The organism is Streptomyces sp. NBC_00620, from assembly GCF_026341825.1.
Classification (GTDB): Bacteria; Actinomycetota; Actinomycetes; order Streptomycetales; family Streptomycetaceae; genus Streptomyces.
The window spans coordinates 3804356-3816507 of record NZ_JAPENY010000001.1 but is presented as its reverse complement, the minus strand read 5'-3'; the positions used below and the strand labels follow the sequence as shown (position 1 = coordinate 3816507).

Here is a 12152-nt window from a genome sequence, read left to right as displayed (position 1 = left end):
GGGCGGCCTCCAGGTACCCGAGGCGGTGGATGAACAAGGACGCCTGCGTTACGACGGTGTCCGCGTCACCGCCACGGAGAGGTCATTGTCGACCGTGTAGTAGGGGCGCAGGGTGACGCCGCCGACAGTGGCGGCCGGATAGACGAATATCTCCTTGCGGTCCGCCAGATCATCGAGCAGACGACCGACCCGGACCCGTGGCGCTCCCTCGGCGGGCTGGAGAAAGACGTCCCAGATGCCGCTGCCGGTACCGCCCGCAGCGGCCAACTCCTGGTGGTCCACGGTGAAGGAGAAGTCCCGGCCGTCACCCCCGGCACGGGGTTCGAGTGTCTGTACTACGCCGGCCTCGCCCCGCCGACGCAGCAGTACGGCGGCTCCCTCACCGAGGGAGGCACCGTGCAGCCGGGCCGCGACCGTCATCGACCGGTCCGTGACATCGATGGCGCCGGCCTCCGAGTGGGCGGTGCGCAGCCAGGCCCGTACGGCGAGATAGCCGTCCTTGGTGGCATACGGGATCCGCACGGCCACCGGCGACGACCGGTCACGGGTGTGCCCGTCGACGAGGGTCCGCTGATCCCGCAGCCCCGGGCGCAGCCGGAGCCGCTCCTCTCCCGGCTCCCGCAGGAGATACGCGTCCCACCGGCCCTCCGCGAGAGCGGGCTCCGAATCGAGGACGGCGCGTCGGCGGCCGTCCTCGGCGGGCTCCAGGTCGATCAGGTGAACGACCTGTTCGGGCTGCCCCTTCTTGGGGCGGAGCCGTAGCAGCAGCTGGGGGTGGATGGCCGAGTCCAGCCGCAGGCCGAAGGTGATCCGGCCGTGCGCGTCGATCGTGCAGTCCGCGCGGAGTTCCGTGGCGCGTGCCGCGCTCATCGCTGTCCCTTCCGTACCGTGCGCAGCATGCTGCCGGCCGCGGCATAGGCGGCGTCGCGTGCGGCGAAGCTCCTGCCCGCCAGGACTCGGCGCAGTCCGCCGCGTTCCGGCACAACCGGCCGCCCCGACTCTCTGGCCGAGATCACCTCGTCGAACAGGCGCTCGGCCTGCGCCACCACAGGTCCGGGGGCGAACCGGCGCCCGTTCTCCATGGCCGCACGGCCCATGCGGCGGCGCAGCGCGTCGTCGCGGACGAGTTCCAGCAGTGCGGCGCTCAGGGCGTCGCGGTCGTGCACGGGCACCAGTCTGCCGTCGACGCCGTCCTCGATGATCTCGCGCGGTCCGTAGGGGCAGTCGGTGCTCACCACCGGCAGCCCGCAGCGCATCGCCTCGACGATCGTCATACCGAACGGCTCGAAGTTGGACGCGGCCGCGCCGATGGAGCCCTTGACCCACTCCGCCTCCATGGGGGACGCCGCGCCCATCAGGAACACGTTGTCCCACAGACCGAGGTCCTCGATGAGCCGCCGGAGCCGGTCGTGCTCCTCCCCCTTGCCGTAGATGCGCAGTCGCCAGTCCGGGTATGCGGCCGCGACCGGGGCGAACGCCTCGATGAGCAGGTCGTAGCGTTTCACCGGCACCAGTCGGCCGGCCGCGACCACCACCTTCGCGGTGCCGTCCGCGGCCACCAGCGCAGGGTCGGGAACGCTGTTCGGGAGCGCTTCCACCCGGACCCCGGGCAGCAGCATCCTGCGCCGGTAGTCGGCGGCGTCCGCCTTCGTGACCGTGGTGAGAGCATCGAGCCGCGGGTAGGCCCGGCGCAGTGCGGTGCGCAGCCGCGGCGGATGGTTCTCCAGGGTGAGGTGCTCCTGCCCGATGCGTACGACGCGGCGCGGAGCCTGGAGCGCGAGGTGGACGTTGATTCCCGGTCGGGTGCCTATGACCACGTCGGCTTCGATCGCCTCGAGGTGCTCGCCGATCCGCTGGTCGGTCAGCTCGCTGTACTGCTGGTAGCGGTACTCGGCGGAGGGGAACACCTTGGCCGGTCTCCCATGCAGCGGATGCTCTTTCTCGTGCCGTAGGTCCACCAGCGCCCGCAGCGCCACTCTCGGGTCCGGGGTGAAGTTCGGGCGCTCCCGGTGCCGCAGCACGGAGACGATCTCCACGTCATGCCGTTCGGCCAGCGCCTGGGCCAGATTGAAGGTGGTGGTGATCGTGCCTCCGATTCCGTAGGCGTTGTGGATCAGGAATGAGATCTTCATGACCGGTGGACCCTACTCCCCGTACGGTCACCTCCCGTTACCGCTTTGTTTACCTTCGCATCGTTCCGCTGCCGCGGGGCGGGGCCTCTGTGCCGATTTGCCGAAGGCGCCGCGCCTGTGCGGTTCGTGCGCGGCGAGCGCGGCCCCTGCGGGATCCGGGCGCCGACGACGACAGGTAAGTCGATCCGGCTACGGGCGCGTTGGTGCTGAGGCTCAAGAACCCTCACGGGTTTCGGTGTTCACCGGTGTGCGCGGAAGAACGCGGTGAGGTCGTGCGCGAGGAGTTCGGGTTCTTCGTGGGCGGCGAAGTGTCCGCCACGGGGCATGCGGGTGTACCTCGTGATGTTGTACGTGCGCTCGGCCCAGCTGCGGGGCGGCTGGGTGAGGTCGGCCGGGAACAGAGCGAGGGCCGTGGGCACGTTGACCCGTTCCACCCGCCTCGTCAGCCGCTGGGCGTATTCGTAGTAGGGCCGGAAGGAGGTCGAGATGGTGCCGGTGAACCAGTAGAGCGACGCCTGTGTGAGGAGGAAGTCGTCGCTGAACCGGGACGACAGGTCTCCCCCGCAGTCGCTCCACGCACGGTACTTCTCGACGATCCAGGCGAGCAGCCCGGTCGGTGAGTCGGCCAGACCGTAGCTCAGGGTGAGAGGGCGGGTGCTCTGTTGGTGCTGGTACCCGCCCTCTTCCGCGGACCACATCGCGACGGAATCGAGGTACTCCTGCTCCTCGGGGGTGACACCGGCCGCGTCATAGGCGACCGGGCCGGCGACCGCCGTCAGATGGATGCCCGCCACGGCCTCGGGGTGGGCTTCACCGAGCCGGGAGGTGATGCCGGCGCCCAGGTCGCCGCCGTGCGCGGCGTAGCGTGCGAAGCCGAGTTCGCCGTGCATGAGCCGGTGCCAGATCTCGTGGGTCTGCGGCCGCTCGGAGAGCGAGGGCCGCTGAGGTGAGAAGGCGAATCCGGGCAGCGAGGGGACGATGACGGTGAACGCGTCGGCGGCGTCGCCCCCGTACCGCGACGGCGTGGCCAGCCGACGGGCGAGGGTGGTCAGTTCGAGGAAGGAACTGGGCCACCCGTTGGTCAGGACGATCGGCAGGGCGCCGGGGTGTTCGCCGTCGAAGCGGAGGTAGTGGACGGGGGTTCCGTCGATATCTGCGAGATGGGACGGCAGGGCGTTGATGGTGGCTTCGTGGACACGCCAGTCGTATTCGGAGGCCCAGTAGGTGACGAGGCGTCGCAGTTCGCCGAAGTCGGTGCCGGCCTCCCAGCCTGTGGCGGGCCAGGGGGTCGGCCAGCGTGTGTTGAGCAGCCGTGAGCGCAGCTCGTTCAGCTCGGCCTCGGGGACGGCGATCACGGGCGCGTGGCGGGTCATGGGGGTCTCCAAGGGGTTCGTTCTCACATGACAGCGGTGCGTGCCTGGGTGTCGGAGCCGCTCTGCGTGTGGTTGTCGGGGGACCGGCGGGTGGTCCCGGCGATCACAGCGGACAGGGCCATGAGGCTCGTGCTGACGAGCAGTGCGACGACGGTGACGGCCCGGCGGGGGCCGATGCGTGTGACGACGTTCCTGACAGAGGCAGCACGATCACGCCGCCGACGGCGATGGTGAGCAGCAGGAGTCCCAGTGATGCCGAGTCGAGATTCAGCTGCGTGCGGACCTCGGGGAGCCGGGAGGACCAGGTCGACCCGGCGAGCCCCAGACCGGCGAAGACCGCGTAGGTCGCCCTCGCACCCGCCGTCACCTCCCGCGCTGTCGGCGCCGCCGGGACGGCGGCAGACGCTCCGGTCACGATCCCGGCCGACCGGCTGGGCCGAGCGTCTGGTCGATCGCGTCCCGCGTCCTCTCGCGCGACTCCGGCGCAGTCGTGAGCAGAGCATGCATGATCATTCCCTCAAGCAGGGGGTCCAGGCGGGCGGCGCTGTCCGGGCCGGTGAAACGGGCCAGAACGGTGCGGCTGTCCTCCGTCCATGCCTGCGTCAGGGCTCGCAGTCCGGGGTTGCGGAGGGCCGCCAGGTGCAGCTCGAAGCCGAGGACCGCACTGCGGTGCCTGGCAGGACCTCCGTGGACGAGATCGACCAGGACATCAACGAATTGCTCGTGCGTTTCGACATCCTCGAACAGATTCTCAAACACCGCGGACTGCAGTTCGACATGCCGGGCGAACGCCTGCGTCTGGAGATCGGTCAAGCTGGCGAAGTGGTAGGTGATCGACCCGAGCGGCACGCCGGCCCGGGCAGCGATGTGCCGATGCGTCGTCCCGGCCACCCCATGATCCGCAATGACGTCGAGGGTGGCGTCCAGAATGTGCGTCTTGCGGCCGGGGTCGTTGCGACGGGTCCGTCGCCGCCCGCCACCCGATTCGGCGGAGGTCCGGCGCTCACCACCGGCCATTTCCTTGGCCGTTTCACCTTCGGGAGGGTCCGCCGACGGCGGTTCGATGTGCAGCATGGACACAAACGTATAAGCCTTAAGAACAGATGTACAAATCAACGGATGATCATCGCCACCACGACGCGGCAGCACACCCGCACCTACGGCATCCCGCACAAACCGGCCGCTCGCCATCCTCTGCGGTCCTGACGGCTACCCTCACGCTCGCCTCAGCCCCGTCCGGCCGAAGGAAGCACTGCGACTTCCGGTTGGGCGCACTCGCCATCCGCATCCGCAACCACCACACGATCAGCCGGTCCGGGACCACCGGACAGGCCAGAAGTCCCGACCTCAGGTTCCCCAAGGGAATTAAGGCCCCCTGTTACAGAACGTCCCGATTTCCGTGATGAAGCGGCCGCTACCGTCGACAGCGCCCACCCGCCCCTGTCTCGACGGTTGTGCCATGAACCTGCGTTTCGGTCTCTTCCTCGGCGCCTGCCTCGCCGCGATGGTCGCCTGCGTCGCCACGGCGGCCTCCGGCGTGCTCTCACTCAGCCGCCCCAGTACGAACACGCTGGGCGCGCGGGTGCCCGAGCCACCGTTCGCGCCGCCGGGGCCCGAGTCGGTGTGGACGGCCTGGCCGGGCACGCCCTCCGCGTCGCCCGGCGCCGACACCTCCGCGTACCGGTCGCCGGAGGCGCTGAAGGGGCTGCCGGCCGTCGGCCCCGAGGGGCTGGCCGGGATGGACGTACGGGCGATCATGCGCGCCGATCCCGAAATGGAGCCGCACGCCGACCATCCACTGATCGACAGTCCGGGACAGCCGGGCATCCGGTCGCCCCAGTACATGGACCTGTCGGGCAACAGCAACCCCGAGCTCCTGGTGGCCGTCGACACGGAGGGCGGCCACACACTCCTCGCCGTCTACTCCGTGCGCGACGGGAAGGTCTACCCGGTCCTGACCACCACCGGCAGGCACGTGGCCGTCCACACCCACGGCAGCGACCTGCTGCTGCACGCGGCGAGCGATGACGGCGCCGAGCAGGTCATGCGGTTCCGCTGGGACGGCGTACAACTCTCGACGGTGAGCGACATCAAGAAGTACGGCACGCCGTCCGACGCGACCGGGACGCCCGCGCCGACACCCACACACAGCAGCGAGAGCCGTCGGTAGCCCAATCAATCGCCCCACTCTTGTTATTGCAAGTAATATGCAACAAGCTTGACCGGCCCTTACCGCCTGCCACGGACGCGGAGCCACGTCATGCCCAACTTGCTGCCGGATGCCGGACCTCAGCGCGTCCTCGCCGCATCGAACTTCATCTACACCATCGGCAGCGGCCTCTACCTGACCGCCGGGGTTCTGTACTTCACCCAGTCGGTTCATCTCCCGGCGGCCCAGGTGGGGTTGGGGCTCGGCATCGCCGGTTTCGTCTCGCTCGCCCTGGGCTTCGGCGCGGGGCACCTCGCGGACAGGTATGGAGCGCGGGGCGTCTACGCGGCCACCCTTGTCGTCCGGGCGGCGGCTACCGCCTGCTTCGTACTGGCTGACAGCTTCTGGCCGTTCGTGCTGGCGGTGTGCGCGGCAACTGGGGCGCAGGCGGCCGGAGTTGCCGCGCGCAGCCCGCTCATCAGGCACTACGGAGGTGACCGGCCGCAGGAGTTCCGGGCCTATCTCCGTTCGGTGACCAACGTGGGCATCTCCCTCGGCGCGCTGCTGGCGGGCTGGGCCGTGCAGGTCGGCACGCACAGCGCCTACGAGCTTCTCGTTCTCGGCATCGCGGCCTCCACCGCGGCCTCGGCGGTCGTCCTGGTCCGCCTGCCCGCGGTCGCGCCCGCCCCCGCCACTGGTGGCGGCCCACGCCGGCTCGCCCTGCGGGACCGCCCCTACCTCCTGCTCACCGCCCTCGACGGCGTGATGGCCATCCAGTTCAAGGTGCTGACCGTGGCCCTGCCGCTCTGGCTGGTCGTGGCGACCACCGCGCCGCGCTGGCTCATCTCGGGCACCATGCTCGTCAACACCGTGATCGTCATCGCGTTCCAGGTACGGGCCAGCCGCGGCATCGACTCCCCCACGGCCGGCGGAAGCGCCTACCGCCGGTCGGGTGTGGCCTTTCTCGTCTCCTGCTCACTGATCTCACTCGCCGCGGGGATACCGGCATGGGCTGCCGCGACCCTGCTTCTGGCCGCCGTGGTGATCCACGCGGTGGGCGAACTGTGGCACTCTGCCGCCGGGTTCGAGGTGTCCTTCGCCCTCGCCCCGGAGCGCGCCACCGGCCAGTACCTGGGCGTGTTCGGCCTGGGCGCCGGCCTGGCCGAAGCCCTCGGACCGGTCCTGCTCATCTCGCTCTGCATCACCTGGGGCCGCCCCGGCTGGTACGTCGTAGGCGCACTGTTCGCCCTGACGGGTCTGGCGGCGCCGCTCGCCGTCCGATGGGCCCAGCGTCAACAGCACGCCGAGCAGGCTCAGTTCGAGGCACCGAAAAAGGTGGTGAACGCCGATCGCCCGAGCGGCAGACTGACCGCATGATCGGATCAGACCCCAAGGACGACCTCCGCATCCATCTTCAGGACGCTCGCGACACTCTGCTCTGGAAGCTCGAAGGGCTGTCGGAGTACGACATCCGCCGGCCGATGACTCCGACCGGTACCAACCTGCTGGGGCTGGTCAAGCACATGACCGGTGCCGAGGCCGTGTACCTCGGGGACACCTACGACAGGCCGTTCGGCGGGCCGACCCCGCCCTGGGTCCCCGGCAGCGACGCCGAGCCGGACTCGGACCTCTGGGCGACGGCCGATGAGACCCGTGAGGAGATCGTCGGGCGGTACCGCCGGGTGTGGGCCCACTCGGACGCGACGATCGACGCGCTGGCCCTCGACGCGCTCGGCCGTCTGCCCGGTGACATGCGGAAGGAGATGCGGAAGACGGTCACGCTCCACCGAACGCTCGTCCACGTGATCACCGAGACCGACCGGCACGCCGGGCACGCCGACATCATCCGGGAACTCATCGACGGGGCTGTGGGACACCGGCCCGGGAACGACGACATGGCGTCCGGCGACGCGGCGTCGCGGGAGGAGCGTCGACTTCGGCTGGAGCGTGCGGCTCAGGAGGCGGACGCTGTGCGGCTGGGGGGCGTACGCCAACCCCGTGCGGCAGCCGACTGACTGCCCCACTCAGGGACGACAGCACACCTGGTCACGCCAGGGAACGCAGCGGCGGTTTCTGCCCGGACATCGCCGGCGGCTGGAGCAGCGGGGAGGGCTCGGGGCCCGGATCCTCGGAGTCGATGACACCGGCGGCCGAGTGGTCGAAGCCGGTGGGCCAGCGGGTGTGTTCGCTGGCCAGAGCGCCCGTCAGGCGTGCTTCGGCCAGGTCGGCCGTGCTCAGGTCGGTGCCGCGCAGGTCGGCCAGGCGCAGGTCGGCACGGCGAAAGACCGTGCTCCGGGCGTCGGCCTTGCGAAGGTTCGCCTCGCGCAGATCGGCCTCGGTGAAGTCGGCGTCACGCAGGTCGGTTTCAACCAGCCGCGCACCCCGCAGATCGGCCAGCACGCAGCGGGCACGGCGGACAATCGCGGTCTTCATGTCGGCATGCCGCAGGTTCACCGAGACCAGCGACGCCTGGGTCAGATTGGCGTGGTAGAGACCCGCCGCCTCCATACAGGCGCGGTCGAGGTTGACCTCGTGCAGCCACAGCCCGTCGCAGTCGGCCCGTCGCAGGTCGGTGGCGCTGACGTTGACCCAGGAATTCTCCCGGTGTTGGCACAGCACGCCGAGCGCGGTCAGGGCCACCTGGGTGTCGGCGGCGCGGGTTTCGAGGGGTGCCACGTCGTTGATGGGTGCGTCCGCCGCGGGTGACTCCGGTCCGGTGGGCGGCCACGGCAGATGCGTACGCAGATACGCGGCCTGGATCGAGATGATGGCCTCGCGGTCCCGGCCGGACTGCTCCGCTATCCGCCACAGCGCGTGCAGCCCGCCGATGCGCACATCCAGCTTGTCGCTGCCGAGTTGGTCGACCGCCCGGGTGAACCGGTCGGTGACGTAGCCCTCCTGCGTGGCACGCAAACCCTCCTGGCTCACCCGCAGTTGCCGCCACGTGGCGTACGCCCCGAACAGCACGACCAGGCCTCCGACGACCTGCAGAAGTGTCGTACGGACGGAGTTCACCGCGCTCAGCCGGTCCTTCGGGTCGACGCTCGCCCCGGCGAGATCGTGGTCGACCACCACACCCGGCAGAAGCACGAACACGGCGCCCAGGACGGCCAGTCCGGCCGCCCCGGCGATCAGCGCCACAGTCGTACGATGCCTGCCCGGCCGCTCGTGCCACGGCCGCCGACCGTGGCCCGGGTCCCCCGTCTCCATGAGAACGGGAGCCTATAGGACGACGTCAGGAGTGTGATCCGGGCCCCCGAGCGGCAGTTGAGCTCCGGCGGCTACCGCGACAGACCGTGCAGGAGGTCCGTCACGCGTGCCGGGTCCGAGGGGCCGAGGTGGCCGGCGCCGGGGAAGTTGTGGACCGTGAAGCGGTTGCCCGGGGTGAGTTGGTCGGCCTCCGCGATCATGCGGTCCTGGAGCTCGGGGGCAATGGTCCTGTCCTTGCCGAACCGCAGATACGTGCGGGGGATCCGCCCCCAGGTGCCGGCCCGCCCGACGGCCCGGCCCTCGTACGCCGTCATCGACTCGTCCGTCTGCATGCCCCCCAGCACCCGCAGGAACTCGGCGTCCGTGCGGTCCGCGCAGATCATCTCCTTGAACACCGCGAGGTCACGACGGCTGCTGGTACGCCAGTTGAGCCGCAGCACACCCAGTTTCCCGGGGTCCCCGATGACCTGCTCCAGCGGACTGATGGAGTGCTGCCCTTCGGGCGAGGCCGCGCAGTCGTTCAGGGACGGCATGCTGCGACTCGGGCAGAAGGCGGCCATGTAGCAGATGTGCGCGAGGAGTTCGGGGACGGCGTCGGCGACCCTGCTGACCGAGAGACCGCCCATGCTGTGCCCGACCAGCACCACGGGCCCGCCGAGCCGCGCGGCACGGCGTACGGCATCCGTGACGCGCCGCTCGAAGTCGTCAAGGGTGAGCGCGGCGACCGGTGAGGGTTCCGTCGCGAGGGCGGCCGGGTCCTGCGTCTGGTACGCCTGTGGCACGAACTCCTCGGCGCCGTGCAGCGGTTGGTCCACCGCGACGACGCGGTGGCCGCGCAGCGCCAGTTCCCTGCCGATCGCGCTCCAGAAGGCACCGGCACTGTGCGTGCCGTGCACCAGAACGTACGTACTCACCCTGCCGCTACCGCGCCCCCCGGCCGCGCTCACCGTCCCCGCACCCGCGCCGAGGGCGAGCGCGGAACCGCCCGCCGCCAGCCCCCACAGCGCGCGCCTCCGCGAGAGCCCCGCGGATTCCGGAGCCGTGCCCATGGTGTTGTCCGTGCTGTCGTTACGTCCGTCATCAGCCATGCCGACGACACTATGAACGCCCTCGACGCCTCACCATGGCCCTGCCCACCCGGCCGACGGTGCACTCGGCAACACCCCCGGACGGCCATCATTTCGAACACCTGTTTGAGTCGGTTGGGCCGGGGCAGGAAGCCAGGCATGGCGACGATCTCCCTGCCCGGCCAACTCGTCCGCACGCGACGCTTCGAGCTCGGCGTCCCCGAACGGTTCACGGTGACGCCGGACGGATCGGCCGTGCTGTTCCTGCGCAGTCGCGCGGGTGACGATCCCGTCGCCTGTCTGTGGGCGCTGGACCTCGCCTCCGGGACGGAGCGCCTGCTCGCGGATCCCGCGAAGCTGGTCGACGCGCCCGGGCAGGCGATCGGGATCGAGGCCTATGCCACCGACCGGGCCGCCGCCGGGCTGGTCGCCTTCTCACTGGCCGGTGGGTTGTGGACGGTGGACACCGGCGGCGGCCGGGCCCGGCGGGCACCCGTCGAGGGTCCGGTGACCGACCCCCGGCCCGATCCCACCGGACGGCGGATCGCGTACGCATGCGGCGGCGCCCTGCGGATGACCGAGGCCGACGGGACCGGGGACCGGGCGGTCCTGGCGCCCGACGGGCCGGATGTCACGTACGGGGTCGGTGAGCACACGGGCGCCACGTCGACGGACGGTCCGCGCGGGTACTGGTGGGCGCCGGACGGCGAACAGCTGCTGGTCGCGCGCACGGATTCCGCGGCGGTCGAGCTCTGGCACATCACCGACCCGGCCGAGCCCGCCAAGCCTCCGCGCGCCGTGCGCTACGCGGCGGCCGGAAGGGCCAACGCCGAGGTGACGCTGTGGATCGCGGGGGCCGAGGGCGGGTCACGGACCGAAGTGCGTTGGGACCGGCGGGCGTTCGAGTACGTGGTGGGCGCCGGGTGGGACGCCCACGGCCCGTACGCCGTCGTGCAGTCCCGTGACCAGCGCACGGTCCGCTTTCTCGGGATCGACCCGGCCCGCGGCCGGACGAGAGTGCTGAACGAACAGCGCGACGAGCGCTGGGTGCAGCTGATCCCCGGCCTGCCCGCGCGCACCGGCTCCGGCGCCGTCGTCGCACACGCCGATCTGCGCGGCACCAGGTATCTGACGGTTGGCGGAACGACCGTCACACCACCCCGGCTTCAGCTGCGGGCCGTGCTCGGCATCGAGGGCGACGACCTGCTGTTCACCGCGTCCGAAGATCCGGCCGAGACCCACCTGTGGACGTACCCGGCCGCCGGCGGCCTGCGGCGGCTGAGCGTCGAGCCAGGGGTGCACTCCGGTGTGCGCCACGGCGGGACCCTGGTCCGGGTCGCCCGGTGTGCGGACCGGCCGGGCGGGCGGACCGCTGTACTGCGGGAGGGCCAACCGGCCCTCCCCATCGACTCGTTGGCCGAGCGGCCGGTGCTCGACGTACACGCGACGCGGCTCGTGCTCGGACCCCGCGAACTGCGCGCCGTACTCCATCTCCCGTCCTGGCACCGGCCGGGCAGCGGGCGGCTGCCGGTCCTCCTCGACCCGTACGGCGGGGCGGGCAGACAGCGGGTCACCGCCGAACTGGAGTGGCGGTCGCTCGTGGCGCAGTGGTTCGCCGAGCAGGGCTTCGCGGTTCTGGTGACCGACGGGCGCGGCACTCCGGGGCGCGGGCCCGACTGGGAACGCGAGGTCCACGGCGACCTGTTCGGACCGGTGCTCGAGGACCAGGTGGCCGCGCTGCACGAGGCCGCCCGGCTCCACGCCGACCTCGACCCGGGTCGCGTCGGTATCCGCGGCTGGTCCTTCGGCGGCGCCCTCGCCGCGCTCGCCGTACTGCGCCGCCCGGACGTCTTCCACGCCTCGGTCGCCGGGGCGGGCGTCACCGACCAGCGGCTCTACCACGCCCACTGGCGCGAGCGGTTCCTCGGCCATCCCGACGAGTTCCCGGCGCGGTACGAGACCGACTCGCTGCTGCGCGCCGCGCCTCGGCTCACCCGGCCACTGCTCCTGATGCACGGCCTCGCCGACACCAACGTCCACCCGGCCAACACCCTGCGCCTGTCCAGCGCCCTGCTGGCCGCCGGGCGCCCGCACGAGCTGCTGCTCCTGCCCGGTGTCGGGCATCAGGCGATGGGAACGCCGATCACCGAGGAACTGCTGTGGCACCAAGTGCGGTTCTATCAGCGGAACTTGGGCGTGCCTCCCCGGTGATCGACGAGTG

General features: G+C 70.9%; 10 protein-coding genes. 4 read left to right on the top strand and 6 right to left on the bottom strand.

Annotated elements, in window-relative coordinates:
- Positions 1-48: 48 nt before the first annotated feature.
- From OG246_RS17580 to OG246_RS17565, 4 genes are all read right to left on the bottom strand, one after another.
- Positions 49-870, bottom strand: coding sequence for a transferase (locus OG246_RS17580; protein WP_266462834.1), 822 nt, complete (start codon positions 868-870; stop codon positions 49-51).
- Positions 867-2132, bottom strand: a complete 1266-nt coding sequence (locus tag OG246_RS17575; protein WP_266462832.1) for a glycosyltransferase family 4 protein — start codon at positions 2130-2132, stop codon at positions 867-869. Before OG246_RS17575 ends, OG246_RS17580 begins: the two co-directional genes overlap by 4 nt.
- A gap of 239 nt (positions 2133-2371) precedes the next feature.
- A complete protein-coding gene (locus OG246_RS17570; RefSeq protein ID WP_266462829.1) occupies positions 2372-3505 on the bottom strand; it encodes an epoxide hydrolase family protein in 1134 nt (377 codons plus the stop codon).
- A gap of 411 nt (positions 3506-3916) precedes the next feature.
- A complete protein-coding gene (locus OG246_RS17565; RefSeq protein ID WP_266462826.1) occupies positions 3917-4579 on the bottom strand; it encodes a TetR/AcrR family transcriptional regulator in 663 nt (220 codons plus the stop codon).
- Positions 4580-4964: 385 nt separating this feature from the next.
- Between OG246_RS17565 and OG246_RS17560 the strand changes: the two genes are divergently transcribed.
- From OG246_RS17560 to OG246_RS17550, 3 genes are all read left to right on the top strand, one after another.
- Positions 4965-5675, top strand: coding sequence for a hypothetical protein (locus OG246_RS17560; RefSeq protein WP_266462822.1), 711 nt, complete (start codon positions 4965-4967; stop codon positions 5673-5675).
- A gap of 90 nt (positions 5676-5765) precedes the next feature.
- The gene (locus tag OG246_RS17555; protein ID WP_266462818.1) at positions 5766-7031 is read left to right on the top strand and encodes an MFS transporter; all 1266 of its coding nucleotides are present in this window, start codon (positions 5766-5768) and stop codon (positions 7029-7031) included.
- Entirely contained in the window at positions 7028-7669 is a 642-nt protein-coding gene (locus tag OG246_RS17550; RefSeq protein ID WP_266462814.1) for a DinB family protein, read from the top strand. The genes OG246_RS17555 and OG246_RS17550 overlap by 4 nt, the downstream gene beginning before the upstream one ends.
- A gap of 31 nt (positions 7670-7700) precedes the next feature.
- Here the strand turns inward: OG246_RS17550 and OG246_RS17545 are convergent, their stop codons facing one another.
- Complete coding sequence (locus OG246_RS17545) at positions 7701-8768, bottom strand: pentapeptide repeat-containing protein (RefSeq protein WP_266464313.1); 1068 nt, start codon at positions 8766-8768, stop codon at positions 7701-7703.
- A 167-nt stretch (positions 8769-8935) separates the two neighbouring features.
- Positions 8936-9952 carry an alpha/beta fold hydrolase gene (locus tag OG246_RS17540; RefSeq protein WP_266462811.1) on the bottom strand — a complete coding sequence of 339 codons (1017 nt, stop codon included), beginning with the start codon at positions 9950-9952 and terminating at the stop codon, positions 8936-8938.
- Between the two features lie 138 nt (positions 9953-10090).
- Between OG246_RS17540 and OG246_RS17535 the strand changes: the two genes are divergently transcribed.
- The gene (locus OG246_RS17535) at positions 10091-12142 is read left to right on the top strand and encodes a prolyl oligopeptidase family serine peptidase (protein WP_266462809.1); all 2052 of its coding nucleotides are present in this window, start codon (positions 10091-10093) and stop codon (positions 12140-12142) included.
- Positions 12143-12152: the final 10 nt, after the last annotated feature.